Origin of the sequence: Pseudomonas phytophila (assembly GCF_025643095.1) — a bacterium.
GTDB classification, from domain to species: Bacteria; Pseudomonadota; Gammaproteobacteria; order Pseudomonadales; family Pseudomonadaceae; genus Aquipseudomonas; species Aquipseudomonas quasicaspiana.
Genome location: NZ_CP081201.1, coordinates 1,251,115 through 1,275,599 on the forward strand (window position 1 = coordinate 1,251,115; position 24,485 = coordinate 1,275,599).

Sequence of the window (24,485 nt, forward strand, 5' to 3'; positions counted from 1 at the left end):
GGGGGTATCAGCGAGCCGTTGCACCCTGAAGGAGGCTTAGCTGTTTTTCCTTATGCTTGAGCAGTTGTCTATCCAGCTTGTCGGTCAAAAGGTCGATTGCCGCGTACATGTCATCATGTTCCGCATTGGCGACGACCTTTGAGCCGGGGATGTGCAGGGTGGCTTCGATTTTCTGCTTGAGCTTCTCGACCTCCATGATGACCTGCACATTAGTGATCTTGTCGAAGTGGCGCTCCAGTCGTCCGAGTTTTTCGGTGATGTAGTCGCGTAGGGCGTCGGTCACATCCAGTTGATGTCCACTGATGTTGACTTGCATACCGCTTTCTCCTTATTGCCAGTGCATAAAGAGGCAGGCGTTTGCCTGCCACTGGAACGCTGTGGCTAGCAACCGGGTTGTGTAGAAACCGCCTCGGGCCAACGCTCGCACGGTTGCTACGGTACCTCTCGTCACATCAGTCGCTTGCGTTCACTCGACGGCGCAATGCCAAGAGATTCGCGGTATTTGGCTACTGTGCGACGGGCTACTTGAATGCCTTGTGCCTCCAGTAAACCAGCGATCTTGCTGTCACTCAACGGCTTTTTCTGATTTTCCGCTGCAACCAGTTTTTTGATGATCGCCCGAATGGCTGTGGATGAACATTCACCGCCCTCGGAGGTGCTTACATGGCTCGAGAAGAAATATTTCAACTCGTAAATACCACGGGGGGTATGCATGAATTTCTGCGTGGTTACACGAGAAATGGTCGACTCATGCATGCCTACGGCCTCTGCAATGTCATGCAGGACCAGTGGCTTCATCGCCTCATCGCCATACTCAAGAAAGCCGCGCTGGTGCTCGACGATCTGTGTCGCCACTTTCATCAGGGTTTCATTGCGGCTCTGCAGGCTTTTGATGAACCAGCGTGCTTCTTGCAGCTGATTGCGCATGAAGGTGTTATCGGCGCTGGTATCAGCGCGGCGGACAAACCCGGCGTATTGCGGATTCACACGCAGGCGTGGGACCGATTCCTGATTGAGCTCAACCAGCCACCGCTCGTTGTCCTTGCGCACAATGACGTCCGGTACCACATACTCAGCTTCGGTGGACTCGATTTGCGAACCCGGGCGAGGGTTGAGGCTTTGCACCAGTTCGATGACCTGGCGCAGTTCATCTTCCTTGAGCTTCATGCGGCGCATGAGCTGCGAGTAGTCGCGGCTCCCCAGCAGGTCGATGTAGTCACTGACCAGGCGCTGTGCTTCGCTGAGCCAACGGGTTTTTGCAGGTAGCTGACGCAGTTGCAGCAGCAGGCATTCGCTAAGGTTGCGCGCGCCGATGCCGGCGGGTTCAAACTGCTGGATGCGGTGGAGCACGGCTTCAATCTCGTCGAGCTCGATATCAAGCTCGGGATCGAAGGCGTCGAGGATTTCTTCCAGCGTCTCGTCCAGATAACCCTGATTGTTGATGCAGTCGATCAGCGTCACGGCGATCAGGCGATCGGTGTCGGACATCGGCGCCAGATTCAACTGCCAGAGCAAATGGCTTTGCAGGCTCTCACCGGCAGAAGTGCGAGTGGTGAAGTCCCATTCGTCATCGTCGTTGCTGGGCAGGCTGCTGGCGCTGGTTTGGTAGACGTCTTCCCACGCGGTGTCGACGGGCAGCTCGTTGGGGATGCGCTCGCTCCAGTCGCCCTCCTCAAGGTTGTCCACAGTAGGCGCCGGCTCCTGATAAGTCGGCTCCTGGACATCAGGATTAGGTTTCTGCTCGACGTTGTCAGCCAGTGGATCAGCGTTGTCGAAATCGTCGCCTTCTTCCTGGCGTTCCAGCATAGGGTTCGACTCCAGTGCCTCCTGGATCTCCTGTTGGAGGTCCAGTGTCGACAATTGGAGTAAGCGGATGGCCTGTTGCAGCTGCGGCGTCATCGTCAGCTGCTGGCCCATTCTCAAGACTAGCGATGGTTTCATGGCTGGGGCTTAACACCTTATTCGCCGGCGCACATGCGCCATCCACTACCGAGCGCCTGGGCGCGTACATAAGCAAATTATATGCCTGAAACTGAAGTGTTTGCCTAGGGGATGCTGGCATTTAATAACCATCAGCACCAACAACCAGGCATGCCCGCCTTTAAAGCCGGGCACCGCAGTTCTTTTTACAGGCGGAACTCGTGACCGAGGTAGACCTCTTTCACCAACTGATTTGCGAGAATGGTTTCCGAGTCGCCTTCGGCAATTAGCTGCCCGTCATTGACGATGTAGGCTGTCTCGCAGATGTCCAGAGTTTCACGAACGTTGTGATCGGTGATCAGCACGCCGATGCCCTTGGCTTTCAGATGGTGGATGATCTGTTTGATATCGCCTACGGAAATCGGGTCCACACCTGCGAATGGTTCGTCGAGCAGGATGAATTTCGGTGAGGTAGCAAGTGCGCGTGCGATTTCTACGCGGCGGCGCTCACCACCAGACAGGCTCATGCCCATATTGTCGCGGATATGGGTGATGTGGAACTCCTGCAGCAGGCTTTCCAGCTCCTTGCGGCGTCCATCCCGGTCCAGTTCCTGACGGGTCTCGAGAATCGCCATGATGTTGTCGGCTACCGACAACTTGCGAAAGATCGAGGCTTCCTGTGGCAGGTAGCCAATACCGGCACGTGCACGGCCGTGCATGGGCTGGTGGCTTACATCCAGGTCGTCGATCAACACTCGCCCCTGATCCGCCTGAACCAGGCCGACAATCATGTAAAAGCAAGTGGTCTTGCCAGCGCCGTTAGGCCCCAGCAATCCAACGATCTGGCCGCTTTCGATGGACAGGCTCACATCGCGAACGACCTGACGGCCCTTGTAGCTCTTAGCCAAATGCTGGGCTTTCAGCGTCGCCATTTACTGGGCCTTCTGCTGGTCGGTTTTCTTTTTCGGCTGGATAACCATGTCAATACGCGGACGTGGCGTGGTCACCTTGCTGCCGCCATTGGCACGACCAGCACTGACGATCTGCTTGACCGTGTCATACACGATCTTCTCGCCTTCGGACGTGTTGCCATCATTGATGACCTTGGCCTTGTCGATCAGTACGATACGATCCTGCGCAGCGTAGTACTGGATGGTGATCGCGTAGGCTTGAACGATAGGCTTGTCTACAGACGGCTTCTGCTCGTAGTAGGCCAGGTTGCCGACCGATGTGAACACGTCGACTTCGCCTTGGGCATTACGTGTGATGGTCACTGTGTTGCCGGTGATCTTCATCGAGCCCTGGGTGATGATTACGTTGCCTTTGTAGGTAGCAACGCCTTTCTTGTCGTCGAGTTGTGCGTCGTCGGACTGAATGTGGATCGGCTGATCGCGATCAGTCGGCAGGGACCAGGCGCTCGCGCTTCCCAGTGCTGCACCCAGGCCAAGCAAAAAAGGAAGGGTTTTAACGAGCCTCATACTGTCCTCTTACATTAGATAGCAGGTCCATCCTGCCGTCGTTCAAATACGCTTTCATTCCCTTGGCCGTAGTCACACCGCCCGCGCCGTCGATTCTAACGGCTTGCTCGGTCTGCGCATATTGCTTCTGCGGGAATACGGTCATTCGACTGCTGGTAATTATGGTCGTACGTTTTTTCTCGTCGGTTCTTGCTATGCGAACCGAGTCAATCAGTTCGACTTGCTCACCACCAGGGGAAACCTCACCCGTTTTGCTCTGGATATGCCAGGGAAACAGGGTGCCACGGTACATCTGCAAGTCTGGCGTGGTCAGCATTGTCACATCGGTGGCCTTGATATGCTCGACCTTGTCGGCCGTCATTTCGTACTGCAACTTGCCATCCGGCAGATACTGCACGCTGTGAGCATTGATTGCGTAAAAGTCGATGGCGCTTTCGTCCACCGTAGCAGCCGGTTGCTCCATGAAGCTTTCCGGGCTGATGTTCCAATAGCCTGCGGCGGCCAGCAAAAATGCCAGCACACCGAGGATCAGAAACGTTCGAATTCGTTTGCTAAGCATAAATGGCTTCTGTCTATAAGTAGGCTGCGTGGGCGGCTTCAAGACTGCCTTGGGCGCTCATGATCAATTCACAGAACTCGCGCGCTGCGCCTTCGCCACCGCGCGCCAGGGTAATGCCATGGGCATGTTGCCGGACAAAAGTAGCGGCATTGGCCACCGCCATGCCCAGGCCGACACGCCGAATGACTGGCAAGTCTGGCAGATCATCACCCAGATAGGCGACCTGTTCGTAATTCAGACCGAGTTGGCCGAGTAGTTCGTCGAGAACCACCAGCTTGTCTTCACGGCCCTGATAAAGATGTTCAATACCGAGGTTCTTTGCCCGGCGTTCAACCACTGGGGTCTTGCGGCCGCTGATAATGGCCGTTGCCACGCCAGAGGCGATCAGCATTTTAATGCCTTGGCCGTCCAGCGTGTTGAAAGTCTTGAATTCGCTACCGTCCTCAAGGAAGTACAGGCGACCGTCGGTCAGTACGCCGTCGACGTCGAAGATGGCCAGTTTGATATTTTTGCCGCGTTGCAGCAGATCGGTAGTCATTTGCGCATCTCCATTACATGACGCCTGCGCGCAGCAGGTCCTGCAGGTTGAAAGCTCCGACCGGATGATCATTTTCGTCAACGACGATGAGTGAACCGATCTTGTGATCTTCCATGATTTTCAATGCTTCAGCCGCGAGCATTTCAGGGCGGGCTGTCTTGCCGTGAACGGTCATCACGTCATCGATGGTTGCCAGGCGAATATCAATCGGACGATCCAGAGTGCGGCGCAGGTCGCCGTCAGTGAATATCCCGGCCAGTCGTCCATCGGCCTCGATAACTGCGGTCATGCCCAGTCCCTTGCGGGTCATTTCCATCAGCGCGTCGCGCAGCAGAGTGCCGCGCTGTACTTGTGGCAGTTGTTCGCCGCTGTGCATGACGTGCTCGACCTTGAGCAGCAAGCGTCTGCCTAAAGCACCACCGGGATGCGAGAACGCGAAGTCTTCAGCCGTGAAACCGCGGGCTTCCAGCAGTGCTACTGCGAGAGCATCGCCCATGACCAGTGCTGCAGTTGTCGAAGAGGTAGGCGCCAGATTCAGTGGGCAGGCCTCATGCTCTACACGAGCATTGAGGTTGACGTCGGCAGCTTCAGCCAGGGTTGACTCCGGATTGCCCGTCAGGCTGATCATCTTGATGCCAAGGCGTTTGATCAGGGGCAGCAATGTAACGATTTCAGCCGTTGTTCCCGAGTTTGACAGGGCGAGGATGATGTCACCGGAAGTGATCATGCCCATGTCGCCGTGGCTGGCTTCGGCTGGGTGAACAAAAAACGAAGTGGTGCCGGTGCTCGCCAGAGTGGCGGCGATCTTTTTTCCGATGTGGCCTGATTTTCCCATGCCCACCACAACAACGCGTCCTTTGCTCGCGAGAATCATCTCGCAGGCCTTGATGAAATCCGCGTCGATATTAGGTAACAACCCCTCCACGGCTTCGATTTCAAGGCGGATGGTGCGTTGTGCTGACTGGATCAGGTCGCTGGATTGGTTCATGTGAAAATCGGTTGGCCGGTTAAAAGGCGGCGATTATAGCGGTAATGCGCGATTCCCTCACGTCTGATCGTCGAGCTTTGCGTTTAAACGTTCTGTATGACGATAGGTCGAGCTCATTTGCAGGAAGTGTCGCAAATTGTGTATGGCGATATTGATTGATCGTTTTGGCGCTTTGGCGACGCCTTGTCGCAGTGGTATAGTTCGCGGCTTGTTCCGCCCACCGAGACAGCATGTCTCCCGACAGGGACTCGGCAGCTGAACGTGAGGCTGTATCGCAAGGAGTTTAGATGAGCGCCGATAACGCCTACGCGATCGAGCTGAAGGGCGTTTCCTTCAGGCGCGGTACGCGCAGCATTTTCGATAATGTTGATATTCGTATTCCCCGCGGCAAAGTCACCGGCATCATGGGACCTTCGGGCAGTGGCAAAACTACTTTGCTGCGTTTGATGGGGGCCCAGCTACGGCCTTCTGCTGGCGAAGTGTGGGTCAACGGTCAGAACCTGCCCGCCTTGTCGCGCAGCGATTTGTTCGATGCGCGCAAGCACATGGGCGTTTTGTTCCAGAGCGGTGCACTGTTTACGGACCTGGATGTGTTCGAGAACGTTGCCTTCCCGTTGCGGGTCCATACAGAGCTGCCGGAAGAAATGATTCGTGACATTGTCCTGCTCAAGTTACAGGCAGTGGGACTGCGCGGTGCCATCGAGTTGATGCCCGACGAACTGTCAGGTGGCATGAAGCGTCGCGTGGCGCTGGCTCGTGCGATTGCCCTCGATCCCCAGATACTAATGTACGACGAGCCATTCGTGGGGCAAGATCCCATTGCAATGGGTGTGCTGGTTCGTCTGATCAAGCTGCTCAATGATGCGCTCGGTATCACCAGTGTTGTGGTCTCCCATGATCTGGACGAAACGGCGAGTATTGCTGACTACCTCTATCTTGTCGGCGACGGTCAGGTGCTGGGGCAGGGGACACCCGAAGAACTGATGGGCTCGGACAATCCGCGCATTCGTCAATTCATGACCGGCAACCCGGACGGCCCGGTGCCGTTTCACTATCCTGCGCCGGATTACCGCGAAGATCTTTTGGGGAAGCGCTGATGCGCAAGAAGTCATTAATGGAGCGAGTACGCCTTCTCGGCCGTGCCGCAATCGATATCCTGGCGGTACTCGGGCGTTCGGCGATTTTTCTGGTTCACGCCTTGCTGGGGCGGAGCTCGATTGGCGGCAGCTTTCAGTTGCTGGTCAGGCAGCTCTACTCGGTCGGTGTCATGTCCCTGGCGATCATCGTCGTATCGGGCATGTTTATCGGCATGGTGCTGTCGCTTCAGGGTTTCAGCATTCTGACCAAGTACGGTTCGGAGCAGGCAGTCGGGCAAATGGTTGCCCTTACGCTTTTGCGAGAGTTGGGGCCTGTGGTTACGGCGTTGCTGTTTGCTGGCCGTGCAGGTTCGGCATTGACCGCCGAGATCGGCAACATGAAATCGACCGAGCAGTTGTCCAGTCTGGAAATGATCGGTGTTGACCCGCTCAAGTACATCGTTGCGCCACGTCTGTGGGCCGGGTTCATTTCCCTGCCGCTGCTGGCCATGATCTTCAGCGTAGTGGGTATCTGGGGAGGCTCCTGGGTAGCGATCGACTGGCTGGGTGTCTATGAAGGCTCTTTCTGGTCAAACATGCAGAACAGCGTTTCTTTCGTTGATGATGTGATTAACGGCGTCATCAAGAGCGTCGTATTTGCGTTCGTTGTGACCTGGATTGCCGTTTTCCAGGGTTACGACTGCGAACCCACCTCAGAAGGGATCAGTCGTGCCACGACGAAAACAGTCGTGTATGCCTCCTTGGCCGTACTGGGCCTGGACTTTATTCTGACCGCCTTGATGTTTGGAGATTTCTGATGCAAAACCGCACCATCGAAACAGGTGTAGGCCTGTTCCTGCTGGCCGGGATTCTGGCTTTGCTCCTGCTTGCCCTGCGCGTCAGCGGTCTGAGCTCCAGCGCCAGCACTGATACTTATAAACTTTATGCAAATTTCGACAATATTGCCGGTTTGACTGTCAGAGCCAAGGTGAGCATGGCTGGCGTCACAATTGGCAAGGTCACGGCGATTGATCTTGATCGCGACACCTTCACAGGTCGGGTGACCATGGAAGTCCAGAAGAAGGTGAATAACCTGCCTCTCGATTCCACTGCATCGATTTTGACCGCTGGCTTGCTCGGTGAGAAATATGTGGGTATCAGCGTAGGTGGCGACGATGGGTTGCTTAAGGATGGCAGTACCATCCATGACACGCAGTCGTCGCTTGTGCTGGAAGACCTTATCGGAAAATTCCTGCTCAATACCGTGAGTAAAGACGCTAAATGAGGAGCTTTTACATGATCTCTATCGTGCGCCGTGGTCTGTTGGTGTTGCTGGCATTGTTACCAATGCTGGGGAATGCCGCCGCCACACCGTCCGCTCATGATCTGGTGGATCGCACCACCAAGGAATTGCTGAGTGATCTGGCAGCCAACAAAGAACAGTACAAAAGTAATCCGGGCGCGTTTTACGACGCGCTGAACCGCATTGTCGGTCCGGTGGTAGATGCCGATGGCATTTCCAAAAGCATCATGACCGTGAAGTACTCGCGCAACGCTTCTCCAGAGCAGATTCAGCGCTTCCAGGAAAACTTCAAGCGCAGCCTGATGCAGTTCTATGGCAACGCACTGCTTGAATACAACAACCAGGGCATCACCGTTTCGCCTGAAAAACCTGAAGGCGCCGATCGCACCAGCGTTGAAATGCAGGTCAAGGGTACCAACGGCGCGATGTATCCGGTCTCCTACACACTCGTCAAGATTGGCGGTGAGTGGAAGGTACGTAACGTGATCATTAACGGGATTAACATCGGCAAGCTGTTCCGTGATCAATTCGCCGATGCAATGCAGCGTAACGGCAACAACCTCGACCAGACGATCAACAACTGGGCGGGTGAAGTTGCCAAGGCTAAAGAGAAAGCGCCTGAAGCTGCTCCGCAATGACCGAGTCAGCCGTCAAGCTCGTTGCGCCGGGCGAGCTGCAGTTAACCGGTACGCTCGACTATTCGACCGGTCCGGCCTTGCGCAAGCAGGGTGCCGCGCTGATCAAGTCGAGCGAGTTGTCGACCGTTGTTCTGGACTGCTCCGGTGTTGAGAAGTCCAGCAGCGTTGGTCTGGCCTTGCTGCTCGCGTTCATGCGTGATGCGCGTGACGCGGGGAAAGATGTGAGCATTCGTTCCATGCCGGAAGACATGCGCAAGATCGCCCAGGTGTCCGAGTTGACTGAACTGCTTCACAATCATTGATTGTCCTTTATGAAAGCCCCTCGTCCGGGTCCTGCGTTGCGGGGTTCGCATTGAGTGGGCTTTTTTGTATGATGGCCGACCCGCGCGCGTAGGTCGCCAATCGAGGTTTTGCATGCACGCCGTAGAAGTTAAGAGCTTCCTTGAAGGGAAGCTGCCCGAGGTACAGGTCGAAGTTGAAGGCGAAGGCTGCAACTTCCAGCTGAACGTGATCAATGACGAGTTGGCTACGCTGAGCCCGGTCAAGCGTCAGCAGCAGATCTACACGCATTTGAACCCGTGGATTGCCGATGGCAGCATCCATGCGGTCACCATGAAATTTTTCAGCCGCGCTGCGTGGGCCGAGCGCACCTGAGCCACTTGGCGTCGAGACTCTAATGGATAAATTGATTATTACTGGCGGCGTTCGTCTTGATGGCGAAATCCGCATTTCCGGGGCGAAAAACTCTGCCCTGCCGATTCTTGCCGCGACCCTGTTGGCCGATGGCCCGGTAACCGTCCAGAACCTGCCGCACTTGCACGACATCACCACCATGATCGAACTGTTCGGTCGTATGGGTATCGAGCCGGTGATCGACGAAAAACTCAGCGTGGAAATCGATCCGCGCACGATCAAGACGCTGATTGCCCCGTACGAGCTGGTGAAGACCATGCGCGCCTCGATTCTGGTGCTCGGCCCTATGGTCGCCCGTTTCGGCGAAGCTGAAGTCGCGTTGCCAGGCGGTTGCGCCATCGGCTCGCGTCCAGTGGATCTGCACATTCGTGGCCTCGAAGCCATGGGCGCGATCATTGACGTCGAGGGCGGCTACATCAAGGCCAAAGCCCCTGAAGGCGGTCTGCGCGGTGCCAACTTCTTCTTTGATACCGTCAGCGTGACCGGTACCGAAAACATCATGATGGCCGCGAGCCTGGCCAACGGCCGCAGCGTTCTGCAGAACGCCGCCCGTGAACCTGAAGTCGTTGACCTGGCAAACTTCCTGATTGCCATGGGTGCGAAAATTCAAGGCGCTGGTACTGACACCATCACTATTGATGGCGTGAAGCGTCTGCACTCGGCAACCTACAAAGTCATGCCTGACCGCATCGAGACCGGCACTTATCTGGTTGCTGCTGCCGCCACCGGTGGCCGCGTCAAGGTCAAGGACACCGATCCGACCATCCTCGAAGCAGTGTTGCTGAAGCTTCAGGAAGCGGGCGCTGAAGTGACCAGCGGCGTGGACTGGATCGAGCTGAACATGCACGGCAAGCGTCCTAAAGCCGTCAATGTGCGTACTGCTCCGTATCCTGCGTTTCCGACTGACATGCAGGCGCAGTTCATCTCGCTCAACGCCATCGCTGAAGGCACGGGTGCAGTAATCGAGACCATCTTCGAAAACCGTTTCATGCACGTGTACGAAATGCACCGCATGGGCGCGCAGATTCAGGTCGAAGGCAACACGGCCATCGTGACCGGTACCGAAGTGCTCAAAGGCGCGCCAGTCATGGCTACCGATCTTCGTGCCTCGGCCAGCCTGGTTATCTCTGCACTGGTTGCCCAGGGCGATACGCTGATCGACCGCATCTACCACATAGACCGCGGTTACGAGTGCATCGAAGAGAAACTGCAGATGCTGGGCGCGAAGATTCGTCGCGTTCCGGGCTAGCAGTCATATAACTGGCGTCTGAGGCCATTTGTGGCCTCGGACGTTGGTCTTGCACGTTTCGCGGCGTGTGAATTCTGATTCGTTTCACCTCATGCCCGTTTTTATACGGCATGAGGATTTGCCCGGCGTCGATTGCGTCCGGGCAAAAGCTTCCTGATAAGGACTGACGTTTCCCATGTTGACCATCGCATTGTCCAAGGGCCGCATTCTTGATGACACCCTGCCGCTTCTTGCTGAAGCAGGCATTGTGCCGACCGAGAATCCGGACAAGAGCCGCAAGCTGATCATCCCCACGACCCAGGCCGATGTGCGCCTGTTGATCGTGCGTGCTACCGATGTGCCGACCTACGTCGAGCATGGCGCTGCTGATCTTGGCGTTGCCGGTAAAGATGTGCTGATGGAATACACCGGCCAAGGCCTGTATGAGCCATTGGACCTGCAGATTGCCAAGTGCCGTTTGATGACAGCAGGCGCAATCGGCGCTCCTGAGCCCAAAGGCCGTCTGCGCGTGGCAACCAAGTTCGTCAACGTTGCCAAGCGCTATTACGCCGAGCAAGGTCGTCAGGTCGACATCATCAAGCTGTACGGCTCCATGGAGCTGGCACCGCTGATTGGTCTGGCTGACAAGATCATCGACGTTGTTGACACTGGCAACACGCTGCGGGCCAATGGCCTGGAGCCTCAGGAGTTGATCGCGACGATCAGTTCCCGTCTGGTGGTCAACAAGGCTTCCATGAAAATGCAGCACGCCCGTATTCAGTCGCTTATCGATACCCTGCGCAATGCAGTGGAATCGCGACACCGCGGCTGACTTACTCGCGCAACCTTGAGTTGCGCCCGTCTATCCGCCTCATAGCCAGAATTCTCAGGTGCCCAAGCGGAACGACTGCTAGTTTAGGGCGCCTGAGTTTTTGCCATTCCTATGAGGCTCTCGCTATGACCGCACCGACTGCAATTCGCCGACTCAATGCTGCTGACCCGGATTTCGCGCATCATCTGGATCATCTGCTGAGCTGGGAAAGTGTGTCTGACGATTCGGTCAACCAGCGTGTCCTCGACATCATCAAAGCCGTGCGTGAGCGAGGCGATGCCGCGCTGGTCGAATTCACCGAGCGCTTCGACGGTTTGCAGGTGGCCTCCATGGCTGATCTGATTCTGCCTCGCGAGCGTCTTGAGTTGGCACTGACCCGCATCACTCCAGCCCAGCGCACAGCGTTGGAAAAAGCCGCAGATCGTGTACGCATGTACCACGAAAAACAGAAGCAGGACTCCTGGACCTACACCGAGGCCGACGGCACGGTACTTGGCCAGAAGGTTACGCCGCTGGATCGCGCCGGTCTGTATGTGCCCGGTGGCAAGGCGTCGTATCCGTCGTCGGTATTGATGAACGCTATTCCTGCCAAGGTTGCGGGTGTTGCTGAAGTCGTCATGGTCGTGCCGACCCCGCGCGGGGAAATCAACGAGCTGGTACTGGCCGCGGCCTGTATTGCCGGAGTCGACCGGGTGTTCACCATCGGTGGAGCTCAGGCGGTTGCGGCACTGGCGTACGGCACTGAAAGCGTACCGCGCGTCGACAAGGTCGTCGGCCCGGGTAACATTTACGTTGCTACAGCCAAACGCCATGTTTTTGGTCAGGTCGGGATCGACATGATCGCTGGTCCTTCCGAGATCCTCGTGGTCTGCGACGGTCAGACAGACCCGGACTGGATTGCCATGGACCTGTTCTCTCAGGCCGAGCACGATGAGGATGCCCAGGCCATTCTGGTAAGTCCAGATGAAGATTTTCTGGATCAGGTGGCAGCGAGCATTGCCAAATTGATGCCGACCCTTGAACGTGCGGACATCATCGATAAGTCGATCAATGGCCGTGGTGCGTTGATCAAGGTCGCTGATATGCAGCAGGCCATTGAAGTCGCCAACCGTATTGCTCCGGAACACCTTGAGTTGTCGGTGGCAGACCCTGAAGCCTGGTTGCCGCAGATTCGTCACGCGGGCGCGATCTTTATGGGGCGTCACACCTCCGAGGCGCTGGGCGACTATTGCGCCGGTCCAAACCACGTGTTGCCAACCTCCGGCACAGCGCGTTTTTCATCGCCGCTGGGTGTTTACGATTTTCAGAAGCGTTCGTCGATCATCTACTGCTCGCAGCAAGGTGCATCCGAACTTGGCAAGACCGCATCGGTACTGGCGCGTGGCGAATCATTGACTGCACACGCCCGCAGCGCCGAGTACCGGATCATTGATAGCGAAGGGCAGGGGAGTTGAGCATGAGTAAATTCTGGAGTCCTTTCGTCAACAGCCTGGTGCCGTATGTGCCGGGTGAACAACCTAAGCTGACCAAACTGGTCAAGCTCAACACCAATGAAAATCCTTATGGCCCTTCGCCTAAAGCTCTGGCCGCGATGCGCGCCGAGCTGACTGATGACTTGCGTCTTTATCCCGATCCGAACAGCGACCTGCTCAAGCAGGCTGTAGCGACCTATTACGGCGTGCAGACCAGCCATGTATTTTTGGGCAATGGTTCCGATGAAGTGCTGGCACACGTGTTCAATGCGTTTTTCCAGCACGGCAAGCCTTTGCTGTTTCCGGACATCAGCTACAGCTTTTATCCGGTTTACTGTGGCCTGTACGGCATTGAGTTCGACGCCATCGCGCTGGATGAGCAGTTCCAGATTTGTGTGTCGGATTACGCCAAACCTAATGGCGGGATCATTTTCCCTAATCCAAATGCGCCAACCGGTTGCGTAGTGGGGCTGGATGCTGTTGAGCAGATGCTGAAGGCGAGCCCTGATTCAGTGGTTGTGGTGGATGAGGCGTACATTGACTTTGGTGGCGAGACCGCGATCTCGCTGGTGGAGCGTTATCCGAACCTGCTGGTGACGCAGACGTTGTCCAAGTCCCGCTCGCTGGCGGGTTTGCGGGTCGGTCTGGCGATTGGACATCCTGATCTGATCGAGGCGCTGGAGCGGGTCAAGAACAGCTTCAACTCGTATCCGCTGGATCGTCTGGCAATCGTCGGTGCCGCTGCAGCCTTCGAGGACCGCGAGCACTTCGATTCCACCCGTAACAAGGTGATCGCCAGCCGGGAATTATTGACCGCTGAGCTGCAAGCCCTTGGTTTTGAAGTACTGCCATCTGCGGCCAACTTCATCTTTGCCCGTCACCCGCAACACGACGGAGCGGGCATTGCGGCGAAGCTGCGCGAGAAGGGTGTCATCGTTAGGCACTTCAAACAGGAGCGGATTGCCCAGTTCCTGCGGATCAGCATTGGTACGCCGGAGCAGAACCAGGCGTTGCTGGATGGGCTGGCGGGTCTGTAAGACCCCCATCGCAGTATCGCCGCAATCGCGGATTGCATCACACTTGTGGGAGCGAGGCTTGCCCGCGATAAAAGCACTGAGGTCTGTCTGATAAACGAGGCGGCCTTATCGCGGGCAAGCCTCGCTCCCACAGGTATCTACGCAACTCAGTGATCACTGCTCTTCAACCGGAGTAGCCGACGGCGGAGGCGGTGGGCGCAGGCCAACTTCAGCGTTGAGCTTCACTTCTTTTCCGTTGCGCATCACCTCGATGGCGATCTTGTCGCCGGGCTTGGTGCGTGCCACCTGATTCATCGAGCGACGACCATCACCCGCGGGCTCGCCGTTGATGCTCAAAATCACGTCACCCAATTGCAAACCTGCTTTCTGTGCAGGTCCATCGCGGAAGATACCTGCGACGACGATGCCTGGTCTGTCTTTCAACCCGAATGACTCGGCCAGATCCTGTGTCAGCGGCTGCACTTCAATACCCAGCCAGCCACGAATCACCTGACCATGCTCGATGATCGATTTCATGACCTCCATGGCCAGTTTGGTCGGAATCGCGAAACCGATGCCTTGAGAGCCGCCAGACTTGGAGAAAATCGCTGTGTTGATCCCGGTCAGGTTGCCATTGGCATCAACCAGTGCGCCGCCAGAGTTGCCCGGGTTGATCGCTGCGTCGGTCTGAATGAAGTCTTCATAAGTGTTCAGGCCGAGCTGGTTGCGGCCGGTGGCGCTGATAATACCCATGGTCACGGTCTGGCCGACGCCGAAAGGGTTGCCGATGGCCAGTGCAACGTCACCGATGCGGATGCTGTCGGAGCGGCCAATAGTGATGGACGGGATGTTCTTGAGATCAATCTTCAACACTGCCAGATCGGTTTCCGGATCATTGCCGATCACCCTGGCAATGGTTTCCCGACCGTCCTTCAGTGCAACGACGATTTGATCGGCACCGGTGGTGACATGATTGTTGGTCAGAATGTAGCCTTCCGGGCTCATCAGAACGCCGGAGCCGAGGCTCGACTCCATGCGTTTCTGCTTGGGCATGTTGTCGCCGAAGAAACGTCGGAACTGCGGGTCCTCGAACATCGGATTTGCCGCTTTGTTAACCATCTTTGTGGTGTAGAGATTGACCACCGCAGGTGCCGCCATGCCAACCGCATCGGCATACGTGACAGGGCCTTGCTGGACGTAGGTGGTTTGTGGCGCCTGTTGCAGGTTGACGTCGAGACTTGGCAGACCCACAAGATCCGGGAAACGCTGAATAATCAGCAGTGCGACGAGTACGCCTGCCAGCAATGGCCAACCAAAAAAGCGCAGTGCCTTGAACATTGAGCAAATCCTGAAAGTGATCCGACGCTGCGGCTTGCTGCCCAACTGCGCCATAATGGGCGGCATTATACGAGCACTTGGGGTTGTGTCTCGCAAATAAGATCGTCTGAAGTGAACCATTTCAGCAGTACGACCCTATCAGCTTCAAACCACACATTCAGGAGTCTTTTATGGCTGTTGCGCTCAGCACTCTGGTAGAAGAAGCCAACCGTTATCTCGGCAGTTCGCGTATCCAGGATTATTGCCCCAATGGCTTGCAGGTCGAAGGTCGTCCGCAGGTCATGCGCATCATCAGCGGCGTCACTGCCAGCCAGGCTTTGCTGGATGCCGCAGTGGATGCGCAGGCCGATCTGATTCTCGTGCATCACGGGTATTTCTGGAAAGGCGAGAACCCTTGCGTCGTCGGCATGAAACAGCGCCGCCTGAAAACCCTGCTCAAGCACGACATCAGCCTGCTGGCCTATCACTTGCCGCTGGATGTGCATCCGGACGTGGGTAATAACGTGCAGTTGGCGCGCCAGCTGGATATCACCGTGGAAGGCCCACTGGATCCTGATAACGCCCGCGTCGTCGGCTTGGTCGGTTCGTTGAATGAACCCATGATGCCCCGCGACTTTGCCCGTCGCGTGCAGGAAGCACTGGGGCGCGAGCCTTTGTTAATTGAAGGTGCCGATATGATTCGCCGGGTGGGTTGGTGTACCGGAGGCGGGCAGGGTTACATCGATCAGGCAATCACTGCGGGTGTCGATCTGTTCATCAGCGGCGAAGCGTCTGAGCAGACCGTTCACAGTGCCCGGGAAAACGGCATCAGCTTTATTGCCGCCGGACACCACGCAACTGAACGTTACGGGGTTCAGGCGCTGGGTGACTATCTGGCGCGGCGGTTTGCACTGGAGCACCTGTTTATCGACTGTCCGAATCCGGTTTGAATACCTAACGAGACGGTATATCCATAGAACGTTTCGATCTATTGGGGCCCCTGAATAGAAGCAGGTGCTGTGCTAGAGTGCGGCCTCGAACACGGCCCGCTGGCCGTCCCGGGCGTTGTCCGGTCAATAATGAATGCAACCCGTGAGTAACCATGGTCGATAAACTGACGCATCTTAAGCAACTGGAGGCGGAAAGCATCCACATCATCCGCGAGGTCGCCGCCGAGTTTGATAACCCGGTGATGCTGTACTCCGTCGGTAAAGACTCTGCCGTAATGCTGCACCTTGCGCGCAAGGCGTTCTTTCCGGGCAAGCTGCCATTCCCGGTGATGCATGTGGACACCCGCTGGAAATTCCAGGAAATGTACCGTTTTCGTGACCAGATGGTTAAGGAAATGGGTCTGGACCTGATCGTCCACATCAACCCGGACGGCGTGGCTCAAAACATCAGCCCGCTGACCCACGGCAGCTCCAAGCACACTGACATCATGAAGACCGAAGGTCTCAAGCAGGCCCTGGACAAGCACGGCTTCGATGCCGCGTTCGGTGGCGCGCGTCGTGATGAAGAGAAATCCCGTGCCAAAGAGCGCGTGTACTCGTTCCGCGACAGCAAGCACCGCTGGGATCCGAAGAACCAGCGTCCGGAGCTGTGGAACGTCTATAACGGCAACGTCAACAAAGGCGAGTCGATTCGCGTGTTCCCTCTGTCCAACTGGACCGAGCTGGACATCTGGCAGTACATCTATCTGGAAGGCATCCCGATTGTCCCGTTGTACTTCGCCGCCGAGCGCGATGTCATCGAGATGAACGGCACCTGGATCATGATCGACGACGAGCGTCTCCTGAATCACCTCAGCGATGAAGACAAGGCTCGCATCGTCAAGAAGAAAGTCCGCTTCCGTACACTTGGCGACTACCCGTTGACGGGCGCAGTCGAGTCCGAGGCCACCAGCCTCACTGACATCATTCAGGAAATGCTTCTGACGCGTACTTCCGAACGTCAAGGCCGGGTCATCGATCACGATGGCGCTGGTTCGATGGAAGAAAAGAAACGTCAGGGTTATTTCTAAAGAGCAGCTACAAGCCTCAAGTGGCAAGCTGCAAGTGAATCAAAAGCAGGTGATCGAAATGGATTTCGAGAAACTCTTGGTTTGGCAAAGAGCCAAGGCTTTGGCAGTCAATCTTTACAAGGAGATGGCTTCCTGTCCCGATTTGGCTTTCAGGAGTCAGATCACGCGCTCTGGGCTGTCGGTGCCGAGCAATATTGCGGAAGGTATGGAGCGTTTCACTGCGAAGGACAAATGCCGCTTTCTATCGATTGCTAAAGCATCCTGTGGCGAGCTAAGAACTCAGCTCATCATCGGCGGTGAAATTGGTTATATCGCTGAACCACTTGCAGCAGCCTGGATTATCGAAACCCGTGAGCTTTCAAAAATGCTTTGCGGGCTGATCAATAAAATTTCTGACTAGCTGTACGCCGACAAGCTTGCCGCTTGAAGCTTACAGCTTGGAGCTCGAATGAAATGAGTCACGCATCTGATTTGATCAGCGAGGACATCCTCGCCTATCTGGGCCAGCACGAACGCAAGGAAATGCTGCGCTTTCTTACCTGTGGCAACGTCGACGACGGCAAGAGCACGCTGATCGGGCGTCTGCTGCACGACTCCAAGATGATCTACGAAGATCACCTTGAAGCCATTACCCGCGATTCGAAGAAGTCCGGCACCACCGGCGAAGACGTCGATCTGGCGTTGCTGGTTGACGGCCTTCAGGCCGAGCGGGAGCAGGGCATCACGATTGATGTTGCTTACCGTTATTTCTCCACCGCCAAGCGCAAGTTCATCATTGCCGATACTCCGGGCCATGAGCAGTACACACGCAACATGGCAACCGGTGCATCGACCTGCGACCTGGCGATCATCCTGGTGGATGCCCGTTACGGCGTACAGACCCAGACCCGCCGTCACAGCTACATCGCATCGCTGCTGGGCATCAAACATATCGTTGTGGCCATCAACAAGATGGACCTCAATGGCTTCGACGAAAGCGTCTTCGAGTCGATCAAGTCCGACTACTTGAAGTTCGCCGACGGCATCGCGTTCAAACCGACCACCATGGCCTTCGTGCCGATGTCGGCTCTCAAGGGCGACAACGTGGTGAACAAGAGCGAGCGTTCGCCCTGGTACACCGGCCAGTCCTTGATGGAGATCCTCGAAACCGTCGAGATTGCCAACGACCGCAACTACACCGACATGCGTTTCCCGGTGCAGTACGTCAACCGTCCAAACCTGAACTTCCGTGGTTTCGCCGGTACGCTGGCGAGCGGTATCGTGCACAAGGGTGACGAAGTCGTCGTGCTTCCGTCGGGCAAGAGCAGTCGTGTCAAATCCATCGTCACCTTTGAAGGTGAGCTGGAGAGTGCCGGGCCGGGTCAGGCCGTCACTCTGACCATGGAAGACGAGATTGATATCTCCCGTGGTGACTTGCTGGTACACGCCGATAACGTTCCGCAAGTGGCTGATGCATTCGATGCCATGCTGGTATGGATGGCTGAAGAGCCGATGCTGCCGGGCAAGAAATACGACATCAAGCGTGCCACCAGCTATGTGCCGGGCTCGATTGCCAGCATCACCCATCGTGTCGATGTGAATACCTTGGCCGAAGGGCCTGCCAGTTCGCTGGGCCTGAATGAGATTGGTCGCGTCAAGATCAGCCTAGACTCGGCCATCGCGCTGGACGGTTACGACAGCAACCGCACCACGGGTTCGTTCATCGTAATTGACCGTTTGACCAATGGCACAGTGGCCGCGGGCATGATCATCGCCAAGCCCGTTGGCGGCGCAGGTGCCATTCATCACGGCGCTCTGGCTCACGTTGCGACTGAAGAGCGAGCTCAGCGTTTTGGTCAGCAGCCAGCCACTGTGCTGTTCAGCGGCCTGTCGGGCGCTGGCAAAAGCACCTTGGCTTATGCGGTCGAGCGCAAGCTGTTCGACATGGGACGCGCGGTTTACGTGCTGGATGGCCAGAACCTGCGTCACGACCTGAACAAAGGTCTGCCACAGGATCGCGCCGGGCGTACCGAGAACTGGCGTCGTGCCGCTCACGTTGCGCGTCAGTTCAACCAGGCGGGGCTGATTACCCTGGCTGCGTTCGTTGCGCCTGACGGCGAAGGTCGCGAGCAGGCCAAGTCTCTGATCGGTGCTGATCGCCTGCTGACCGTATACGTCCAGGCATCCCCTGCGGTTTGCCGCGAACGCGATCCACAGGGCCTGTACGCAGCCGAGGGCGATAACATCCCGGGCGAGTCCTTCCCGTACGACGTACCGCTCAATGCGGATCTGGTCATCGATACTCAAACCCTGAGTCTCGAAGACAGCGTCAAGCAAGTGCTGGACCTGCTGCGCAGTCGCGGCGCGATCTGACGATCGCTTTCTGTCACAGGAAACCCGCCAGAGATGGCGGGTTTTTTGTTTGTGCGGGGGCTCCAGAGAATCCTGTGGGAGCGAGGCTTGCCCGCGATTGAGGCGACTCGCTCCGTCAGGTATACCGCGTTATCGTTCATCGCGAGCAAGCTTGACTCCTACAGGTATCGCTTATCTCTGTAGGAGCCGAGCTTGCTCGCGATGAACGATTACGCAGTCTGTCTGAAGCCCGCTCCACAGATTTTGTATGTAGAGAGTCATGGGCACTGGCGCGGCCACTGCAAGAATAATCACGGCGTTAAGAATAATTCAGGTGCGGTATATAGTTATCGCATGTTGTAAGTCGGTGGGTGATTAGTTGAGTGCTCAATCAAGAACTTTCAAAGGTGAAAGTATGAGTATTCAGTATGGTGCGTTTAAAAATAATGGAGCTCCGGTATTGCCGCCCAATCAAAAAATGACACCGGGGCAGTTTTTACAATCGCCCAGTGGACATTTTCGTCTGGAACTGCAAAGCGATGGCAACCTGGTTATTAAAGATAGTGGCAGTGTTGTTTGGGTCGCTGATAGCAATCAGCCCTACAGTCGTACGCTCTCCCGTAAGCAACGAGGTGCTCCGTGGTTTGTCGTAAGCAACAGCGGATTCCTCTATGATCCCGCAAGATCAAGGCTGTGGACCGCGCAAAGCACTGATACGAAGGATAAGTCGTACTGGTATCACAGCCATATGTCGATGCAGGATGACGGGAATCTGGTGATTTATGATCAGCGAACTGGCAACCTTCTTTGGGCGCGTTTTGGATTCAGGCCTGGACGGCTTCCACCCAAGAAAAAGGAGACGGTCTGGTTCATGAGTTCGCCGCAAGAAATCTGGAGATTTTGAAGTTTGGCTTTCTGCCTAGCGTTGAACTGGGCAGTCAGGTCTGAGTGGGTCGATATTACACTTATGTAAAAGCTCTGGGTCTGCTCTGCTCCATAAGTAACAGTTATTTATACAATCCCCCGGCACACAACCTGATAAAAAAATCCATACTGCGAATATTTTAATTGCTTTCATGCTTCCTCCGTTTTCCAAAAAGCATAGAGGTCGCAACAAAATATATATAGCCGCTGTATTCCTGAAACTGCGTAGGAAGTTTCTCCTCCAGAATTTTTTCCCGAGGCAATGTCCACAAAAAAGCCCGCCATTCTCACGAATGGCGGGCTTTCCTGATCCAGCTTTCGCTTACGGCTTTTTCAAACCGTAATGCTCATCGAGCATGCCGGGAGCGTTGGGTGATTTTGGCGCGTAGTCTTTCGGTGCTTCATTTGTGCGCGGTGGAGTCAGGCGGTCGCGGTGGACCTGGCTGGCTTCAGGGTGCAGGGCAGCCAGCAGACGCTGACGAGTCAACTCGTCGGTAGCAAGACGGTTGGCACCTTCGGCGAGATGTTCCTGTACGTCCTGATAGCTTTGCGAAAGCTTCTGGACCAGATTGGCCGTGCTGTTGAAGTGAGTGACCACCTCGTTCTGATAGGCATCGAAACGCTCCTGAACGTCATCCAGCTGACGCTGGGTTCCATTGGGAGCAGCGTTGGGCACCAGACGTGCGACCAGAAAACCGATGACAACACCGACAACCAGGGCAATGGTCGGCAACAACCAAACTAAGAGCGACAGTTCCACGAGTCCTTCCTCTATAAACGGCTTTGCTTTACGTTAACGGCTCGAACCTGCTCTGTATACCGCGACACGCTCACGGATATGCTATTTGCAGACAATCAGCTAGACGAGTCGACCCATTGCGAGGTCACGGAGTTCCTTTTTGCTCATGCGCGAAACCCCCGTATTGATCGATGGCCCGGTGGGCCAGCTTGAAGCCCTTTACCTTGATTTGCCTGATGCTACAGGCGTGGCGTTGATCTGCCATCCTAACCCGATCCAGGGCGGCACCATGCTCAACAAGGTCGTCTCGACCCTGCAACGTACGGCTCGCGATGCGGGTTTGATTACATTGCGTTTCAATTATCGTGGCGTGGGGGCGAGCGCCGGTACGTCTGAAGCGGGCCCAGGCGAAATCGAAGATGCTCAGGCCGTCGCTCGCTGGCTGCTGGAAAAACACCCCGATCTGCCCATGACACTGTTCGGTTTTTCCTTTGGTGGTTTCGTTGCAGCCAGTCTTGCCGGCCGGCTTGAGGGCGCTGGACAGACGATTAGCCATCTGTTCATGGTCGCGCCTGCGGTCATGCGCTTGAGCGAGCAATATCCTCTGCCGCAGAACTGCCCACTGACAGTCATCCAGCCGGAGACCGACGAAGTCGTCGAGCCTGAACTGGTTTACAACTGGTCGGCAGCATTGCCGCGCCCACATGAACTGCTGAAAGTGGCAGAATGTGGACACTTTTTTCACGGCAAGCTCACTGATCTCAAAGATCTGGTTGCGCCACGCCTTTCGAACTGATGACAGCCCCATAAGCGACCTGCCATGACCACTCGTATCCTGACCGGTATCACCACCACCGGCACGCCTCACCTGGGTAACTACGCGGGCGCAATCCGCCCGGCTATCGTTGCCAGCCGCCAGAGCGATGCTGATTCGTTCTACTTCCTGGCTGACTACCACGCCTTGATCAAATGCGATGACCCGCTGCGCATTCAGCGCTCGCGTCTGGAAATCGCCGCAACCTGGCTGGCTGCTGGCCTGGATGTGGATCGCGTGACTTTCTATCGCCAGTCCGATATCCCGGAAATCACCGAGCTGACCTGGCTGCTGACCTGCGTTGCTGCCAAAGGCTTGCTCAACCGTGCTCACGCCTACAAAGCGTCCGTGGACAAGAACGTCGAAACCGGTGAAGACCCGGATGCTGGCGTCACCATGGGCTTGTACAGCTACCCGGTGTTGATGGCAGCTGACATTTTGATGTTCAACGCGCATCAGGTTCCGGTGGGTCGCGACCAGATTCAGCACGTCGAGATGGCTCGCGACATCGGCCAGCGCTTCAACCATCTTTTCGGCAAGGGCAGAGAGTTCTTCGTCATGCCTGAAGCCCTGATCGAGGAAAGCGTCGCCACGCTGCCAGGCCTCGACGGCCGTAAAATGTCGAAGAGCTACGACAACACGATTCCGTTGTTCAGCAGCGCCAAGGACATGAAGGATGCGATTTCGCGCATCGTGACTGACTCCAAAGCGCCGGGCGAAGCCAAGGACCCTGACAACTCCCATCTCTTCACGCTCTATCAGGCCTTCGCTACCCCGGAGCAGATCACAGAGTTCCGTTCCGACTTGTTGCAAGGTCTGGGTTGGGGCGAAGCGAAGAGTCGCCTGTTCACCTTGCTGGATAGTGAGCTGAGCGAAGCTCGTGAGAATTACCATCGTCTGATCGAGCGTCCGGCGGACCTGGAAGATATTCTGCTGGCTGGCGCAGAGAAAGCCCGCAAAGTCGCCACACGTTTCCTCGGCGAGTTACGTGAAGCGGTAGGCCTGCGTTCATTCCGCAGCAATGTGCAAGTGGCCGAGACCGGCAAGAAAAAAGCCGTCAAAGGTGCGCGCTTTGTCAGCTTCCGTGAAGACGATGGCAGCTTCCGTTTCCGTCTGCTGGCAGCCGATGGCGAGCAGTTGCTGTTGTCTCGCAACTTTGCTGATGGCAAGGCCGCTGGCGCAGTCAGCAAACAGCTGCAGCAGGGCAGTGAATTCGAGCTCCGTCCAGAGCATTTTGGGTTTACCCTCTGGATCAATGGTGAGCACATCGCCGAAAGTCCGCAATTCGTCGACGCTGCAGCGCGTGATGCCGCTATCGAAAGCCTCAAGCTGGCCCTTGCCCCCCAACAGGATTGATTGCCAATCTGCCGGGCCGTCGCTACAGTGACGGCCCGTTTTTGTTGCCTTGTTAGCGAATATGACCCCTCTAGAACGATACCAAGCTGATCTGAAACGCCCTGACTTCTTCCATGATGCGGCGCAGGAAACGGCTGTGCGTCACTTGCAGCGTCTCTATGACGATCTGGTTGCCGCTAACCAGAGCAAGCCGGGCATGTTCGGCAAGCTGTTTGGCAAGAAGGAACAGGCGCCGGTCAAGGGCTTGTACTTCTGGGGTGGCGTTGGCCGGGGCAAGACCTACCTGGTCGACACCTTCTTCGAAGCCCTGCCGTTCGAACAGAAAGTCCGTACCCACTTCCACCGCTTCATGAAGCGCGTGCACGAAGAGATGAAGACCCTCAAGGGTGAGAAGAACCCGCTGACCCTCATCGCCAAACGTTTTTCAGATGAAGCGCGGGTGATCTGTTTCGATGAGTTCTTCGTGTCCGACATCACCGACGCCATGATCCTCGGCACCTTGATGGAAGAACTGTTCAAGAATGGCGTGACTCTGGTCGCGACCTCGAACATCGTGCCAGACGGCCTGTACAAGGACGGCCTGCAACGTGCGCGCTTCCTGCCCGCCATCGCGCTGATCAAACAGAACACCGAAATCGTCAACGTCGACAGCGGCGTGGACTATCGCCTGCGTCACCTTGAGCAGGCTGAGCTGTTCCACTTCCCGCTGAATGAAGCCGCGCAGGAAAGTCTGCGCAAGAGCTTCAAGGCCCTTACGCCTGATTGCGCCGAGACCATCGAAAACGATGTGCTGATGATCGAGAATCGCGAAATCCGTGCACTGCGCACCTGTGATGACGTGGCCTGGTTCGACTTCCGCGAACTGTGCGACGGCCCGCGTAGCCAGAACGATTACATCGAACTGGGCAAGATCTACCACGCCGTGTTGCTCAGTGGCGTTGAGCAGATGAGCGTCACCACCGACGACATCGCCCGACGCTTCATCAACATGGTCGACGAATTCTACGACCGTAACGTCAAGCTGATCATCTCGGCTGAAGTTGAGTTGAAGGATTTGTACACCGGTGGGCGTCTGAACTTCGAGTTCCAGCGCACGTTGAGCCGGTTGCTGGAAATGCAGTCCCATGAATTCTTGTCGCGGGCGCATAAACCCTAAGTTTGGATCTGTAGGAGCGCACGAGCACCGCGAGTCCGCGATGGCGGTGAATCAAGCAGAACGCTATCGCGGCCTCGCGGTGCTCGT

The 24,485-nt window shown here is 56.2% G+C and carries 27 protein-coding genes; 18 read left to right on the forward strand and 9 right to left on the reverse strand.

Annotated features, from left to right (window positions below; translation table 11 throughout):
- Positions 1-7: 7 nt before the first annotated feature.
- The 7 genes from hpf to K3169_RS05460 form a co-directional block, all read right to left on the reverse strand.
- Positions 8-316 (reverse strand): ribosome hibernation-promoting factor, HPF/YfiA family, encoded by a 309-nt coding sequence (hpf, locus tag K3169_RS05430; RefSeq protein ID WP_027897842.1) that lies wholly within the window; start codon positions 314-316, stop codon positions 8-10.
- 131 nt (positions 317-447) lie between these two features.
- On the reverse strand, positions 448-1,941 hold the full coding sequence (locus tag K3169_RS05435; RefSeq protein ID WP_099270963.1) for an RNA polymerase factor sigma-54: 1,494 nt from the start codon (positions 1,939-1,941) through the stop codon (positions 448-450).
- 185 nt (positions 1,942-2,126) lie between these two features.
- A complete protein-coding gene (gene lptB / locus K3169_RS05440) occupies positions 2,127-2,852 on the reverse strand; it encodes an LPS export ABC transporter ATP-binding protein (protein WP_027897840.1) in 726 nt (241 codons plus the stop codon).
- Positions 2,853-3,398, reverse strand: coding sequence for a lipopolysaccharide transport periplasmic protein LptA (gene lptA / locus K3169_RS05445; protein ID WP_027897839.1), 546 nt, complete (start codon positions 3,396-3,398; stop codon positions 2,853-2,855).
- Positions 3,385-3,957 (reverse strand): LPS export ABC transporter periplasmic protein LptC, encoded by a 573-nt coding sequence (gene lptC / locus K3169_RS05450; protein ID WP_027897838.1) that lies wholly within the window; start codon positions 3,955-3,957, stop codon positions 3,385-3,387. Before lptC ends, lptA begins: the two co-directional genes overlap by 14 nt.
- Before the next feature lie 13 nt (positions 3,958-3,970).
- Positions 3,971-4,495 carry a KdsC family phosphatase gene (locus K3169_RS05455; RefSeq protein WP_231675187.1) on the reverse strand — a complete coding sequence of 175 codons (525 nt, stop codon included), beginning with the start codon at positions 4,493-4,495 and terminating at the stop codon, positions 3,971-3,973.
- 13 nt (positions 4,496-4,508) lie between these two features.
- Positions 4,509-5,483, reverse strand: coding sequence for a KpsF/GutQ family sugar-phosphate isomerase (locus K3169_RS05460; protein ID WP_231675188.1), 975 nt, complete (start codon positions 5,481-5,483; stop codon positions 4,509-4,511).
- Positions 5,484-5,770: 287 nt separating this feature from the next.
- On the opposite strand from K3169_RS05460, the gene K3169_RS05465 reads away from it, so the two are divergent.
- The 10 genes from K3169_RS05465 to hisC all read left to right on the forward strand — a co-directional run bounded on the left by K3169_RS05465 (position 5,771) and on the right by hisC (position 13,762).
- Positions 5,771-6,580: an ATP-binding cassette domain-containing protein gene (locus tag K3169_RS05465; RefSeq protein WP_027897835.1), complete on the forward strand. Its 810-nt coding sequence runs from the start codon at positions 5,771-5,773 to the stop codon at positions 6,578-6,580.
- Complete coding sequence (gene mlaE, locus K3169_RS05470) at positions 6,580-7,377, forward strand: lipid asymmetry maintenance ABC transporter permease subunit MlaE (protein WP_027897834.1); 798 nt, start codon at positions 6,580-6,582, stop codon at positions 7,375-7,377. Before K3169_RS05465 ends, mlaE begins: the two co-directional genes overlap by 1 nt.
- Positions 7,377-7,844: an outer membrane lipid asymmetry maintenance protein MlaD gene (mlaD, locus tag K3169_RS05475; RefSeq protein WP_027897833.1), complete on the forward strand. Its 468-nt coding sequence runs from the start codon at positions 7,377-7,379 to the stop codon at positions 7,842-7,844. The genes mlaE and mlaD overlap by 1 nt, the downstream gene beginning before the upstream one ends.
- 11 nt (positions 7,845-7,855) lie before the next feature.
- On the forward strand, positions 7,856-8,500 hold the full coding sequence (locus K3169_RS05480; protein WP_027897832.1) for a phospholipid-binding protein MlaC: 645 nt from the start codon (positions 7,856-7,858) through the stop codon (positions 8,498-8,500).
- Positions 8,497-8,802, forward strand: a complete 306-nt coding sequence (locus K3169_RS05485; RefSeq protein ID WP_027897831.1) for a lipid asymmetry maintenance protein MlaB — start codon at positions 8,497-8,499, stop codon at positions 8,800-8,802. Before K3169_RS05480 ends, K3169_RS05485 begins: the two co-directional genes overlap by 4 nt.
- 112 nt (positions 8,803-8,914) lie before the next feature.
- The gene (locus K3169_RS05490) at positions 8,915-9,154 is read left to right on the forward strand and encodes a BolA family protein (RefSeq protein ID WP_027897830.1); all 240 of its coding nucleotides are present in this window, start codon (positions 8,915-8,917) and stop codon (positions 9,152-9,154) included.
- 22 nt (positions 9,155-9,176) lie between these two features.
- The gene (gene murA / locus K3169_RS05495) at positions 9,177-10,442 is read left to right on the forward strand and encodes a UDP-N-acetylglucosamine 1-carboxyvinyltransferase (protein WP_027897829.1); all 1,266 of its coding nucleotides are present in this window, start codon (positions 9,177-9,179) and stop codon (positions 10,440-10,442) included.
- A 175-nt stretch (positions 10,443-10,617) separates the two neighbouring features.
- Entirely contained in the window at positions 10,618-11,253 is a 636-nt protein-coding gene (gene hisG / locus K3169_RS05500) for an ATP phosphoribosyltransferase (protein WP_027897828.1), read from the forward strand.
- 125 nt (positions 11,254-11,378) lie between these two features.
- Entirely contained in the window at positions 11,379-12,707 is a 1,329-nt protein-coding gene (gene hisD / locus K3169_RS05505) for a histidinol dehydrogenase (RefSeq protein WP_263270495.1), read from the forward strand.
- 2 nt (positions 12,708-12,709) lie between these two features.
- The gene (gene hisC, locus K3169_RS05510; RefSeq protein WP_263270497.1) at positions 12,710-13,762 is read left to right on the forward strand and encodes a histidinol-phosphate transaminase; all 1,053 of its coding nucleotides are present in this window, start codon (positions 12,710-12,712) and stop codon (positions 13,760-13,762) included.
- Between the two features lie 153 nt (positions 13,763-13,915).
- Here hisC and algW read toward each other — a convergent pair whose 3' ends face one another.
- Entirely contained in the window at positions 13,916-15,079 is a 1,164-nt protein-coding gene (gene algW / locus K3169_RS05515; protein WP_027897825.1) for a Do family serine endopeptidase AlgW, read from the reverse strand.
- Positions 15,080-15,249: 170 nt separating this feature from the next.
- Here algW and K3169_RS05520 point away from each other — a divergent pair, with 170 nt between their 5' ends.
- The 5 genes from K3169_RS05520 to K3169_RS05540 all read left to right on the forward strand — a co-directional run bounded on the left by K3169_RS05520 (position 15,250) and on the right by K3169_RS05540 (position 20,313).
- Positions 15,250-16,008, forward strand: a complete 759-nt coding sequence (locus K3169_RS05520; RefSeq protein WP_027897824.1) for a Nif3-like dinuclear metal center hexameric protein — start codon at positions 15,250-15,252, stop codon at positions 16,006-16,008.
- Positions 16,009-16,160: 152 nt separating this feature from the next.
- Entirely contained in the window at positions 16,161-17,078 is a 918-nt protein-coding gene (cysD, locus tag K3169_RS05525; protein WP_099270954.1) for a sulfate adenylyltransferase subunit CysD, read from the forward strand.
- 58 nt (positions 17,079-17,136) lie between these two features.
- Positions 17,137-17,478 carry a four helix bundle protein gene (locus K3169_RS05530; RefSeq protein WP_095096900.1) on the forward strand — a complete coding sequence of 114 codons (342 nt, stop codon included), beginning with the start codon at positions 17,137-17,139 and terminating at the stop codon, positions 17,476-17,478.
- A 53-nt stretch (positions 17,479-17,531) separates the two neighbouring features.
- On the forward strand, positions 17,532-19,430 hold the full coding sequence (gene cysN, locus K3169_RS05535; protein WP_231675190.1) for a sulfate adenylyltransferase subunit CysN: 1,899 nt from the start codon (positions 17,532-17,534) through the stop codon (positions 19,428-19,430).
- 394 nt (positions 19,431-19,824) lie between these two features.
- Positions 19,825-20,313 (forward strand): hypothetical protein, encoded by a 489-nt coding sequence (locus tag K3169_RS05540; RefSeq protein WP_231675191.1) that lies wholly within the window; start codon positions 19,825-19,827, stop codon positions 20,311-20,313.
- A gap of 342 nt (positions 20,314-20,655) precedes the next feature.
- Here K3169_RS05540 and K3169_RS05545 read toward each other — a convergent pair whose 3' ends face one another.
- Entirely contained in the window at positions 20,656-21,093 is a 438-nt protein-coding gene (locus K3169_RS05545; protein WP_027898485.1) for a YhcB family protein, read from the reverse strand.
- Between the two features lie 145 nt (positions 21,094-21,238).
- On the opposite strand from K3169_RS05545, the gene K3169_RS05550 reads away from it, so the two are divergent.
- From K3169_RS05550 to zapE, 3 genes are all read left to right on the forward strand, one after another.
- Positions 21,239-21,868: an alpha/beta hydrolase gene (locus K3169_RS05550; RefSeq protein WP_231675192.1), complete on the forward strand. Its 630-nt coding sequence runs from the start codon at positions 21,239-21,241 to the stop codon at positions 21,866-21,868.
- A 24-nt stretch (positions 21,869-21,892) separates the two neighbouring features.
- The gene (locus K3169_RS05555) at positions 21,893-23,242 is read left to right on the forward strand and encodes a tryptophan--tRNA ligase (RefSeq protein ID WP_263270501.1); all 1,350 of its coding nucleotides are present in this window, start codon (positions 21,893-21,895) and stop codon (positions 23,240-23,242) included.
- Between the two features lie 61 nt (positions 23,243-23,303).
- Positions 23,304-24,398: a cell division protein ZapE gene (zapE, locus tag K3169_RS05560; RefSeq protein WP_027898482.1), complete on the forward strand. Its 1,095-nt coding sequence runs from the start codon at positions 23,304-23,306 to the stop codon at positions 24,396-24,398.
- Positions 24,399-24,485: the final 87 nt, after the last annotated feature.

Bases quoted from the DNA above. Each gene is read 5' to 3' on its own strand.
- zapE (WP_027898482.1), top strand. From the start codon at position 23,304: ATGACCCCTCTAGAACGATACCAAGCTGATCTGAAACGCCCTGACTTC.
- hisC (WP_263270497.1), top strand. From the start codon at position 12,710: ATGAGTAAATTCTGGAGTCCTTTCGTCAACAGCCTGGTGCCGTATGTG.
- algW (WP_027897825.1), bottom strand. From the start codon at position 15,079: ATGTTCAAGGCACTGCGCTTTTTTGGTTGGCCATTGCTGGCAGGCGTA.
- K3169_RS05490 (WP_027897830.1), top strand. From the start codon at position 8,915: ATGCACGCCGTAGAAGTTAAGAGCTTCCTTGAAGGGAAGCTGCCCGAG.
- K3169_RS05485 (WP_027897831.1), top strand. From the start codon at position 8,497: ATGACCGAGTCAGCCGTCAAGCTCGTTGCGCCGGGCGAGCTGCAGTTA.
- hisG (WP_027897828.1), top strand. From the start codon at position 10,618: ATGTTGACCATCGCATTGTCCAAGGGCCGCATTCTTGATGACACCCTG.
- K3169_RS05540 (WP_231675191.1), top strand. From the start codon at position 19,825: ATGAGTATTCAGTATGGTGCGTTTAAAAATAATGGAGCTCCGGTATTG.
- hpf (WP_027897842.1), bottom strand. From the start codon at position 316: ATGCAAGTCAACATCAGTGGACATCAACTGGATGTGACCGACGCCCTA.
- lptA (WP_027897839.1), bottom strand. From the start codon at position 3,398: ATGAGGCTCGTTAAAACCCTTCCTTTTTTGCTTGGCCTGGGTGCAGCA.
- K3169_RS05550 (WP_231675192.1), top strand. From the start codon at position 21,239: ATGCGCGAAACCCCCGTATTGATCGATGGCCCGGTGGGCCAGCTTGAA.
- lptC (WP_027897838.1), bottom strand. From the start codon at position 3,957: ATGCTTAGCAAACGAATTCGAACGTTTCTGATCCTCGGTGTGCTGGCA.
- hisD (WP_263270495.1), top strand. From the start codon at position 11,379: ATGACCGCACCGACTGCAATTCGCCGACTCAATGCTGCTGACCCGGAT.
- mlaD (WP_027897833.1), top strand. From the start codon at position 7,377: ATGCAAAACCGCACCATCGAAACAGGTGTAGGCCTGTTCCTGCTGGCC.
- K3169_RS05455 (WP_231675187.1), bottom strand. From the start codon at position 4,495: ATGACTACCGATCTGCTGCAACGCGGCAAAAATATCAAACTGGCCATC.
- K3169_RS05480 (WP_027897832.1), top strand. From the start codon at position 7,856: ATGATCTCTATCGTGCGCCGTGGTCTGTTGGTGTTGCTGGCATTGTTA.
- K3169_RS05460 (WP_231675188.1), bottom strand. From the start codon at position 5,483: ATGAACCAATCCAGCGACCTGATCCAGTCAGCACAACGCACCATCCGC.
- murA (WP_027897829.1), top strand. From the start codon at position 9,177: ATGGATAAATTGATTATTACTGGCGGCGTTCGTCTTGATGGCGAAATC.
- K3169_RS05465 (WP_027897835.1), top strand. From the start codon at position 5,771: ATGAGCGCCGATAACGCCTACGCGATCGAGCTGAAGGGCGTTTCCTTC.
- K3169_RS05555 (WP_263270501.1), top strand. From the start codon at position 21,893: ATGACCACTCGTATCCTGACCGGTATCACCACCACCGGCACGCCTCAC.
- mlaE (WP_027897834.1), top strand. From the start codon at position 6,580: ATGCGCAAGAAGTCATTAATGGAGCGAGTACGCCTTCTCGGCCGTGCC.
- K3169_RS05435 (WP_099270963.1), bottom strand. From the start codon at position 1,941: ATGAAACCATCGCTAGTCTTGAGAATGGGCCAGCAGCTGACGATGACG.
- K3169_RS05530 (WP_095096900.1), top strand. From the start codon at position 17,137: ATGGATTTCGAGAAACTCTTGGTTTGGCAAAGAGCCAAGGCTTTGGCA.
- cysD (WP_099270954.1), top strand. From the start codon at position 16,161: ATGGTCGATAAACTGACGCATCTTAAGCAACTGGAGGCGGAAAGCATC.
- cysN (WP_231675190.1), top strand. From the start codon at position 17,532: ATGAGTCACGCATCTGATTTGATCAGCGAGGACATCCTCGCCTATCTG.
- lptB (WP_027897840.1), bottom strand. From the start codon at position 2,852: ATGGCGACGCTGAAAGCCCAGCATTTGGCTAAGAGCTACAAGGGCCGT.
- K3169_RS05520 (WP_027897824.1), top strand. From the start codon at position 15,250: ATGGCTGTTGCGCTCAGCACTCTGGTAGAAGAAGCCAACCGTTATCTC.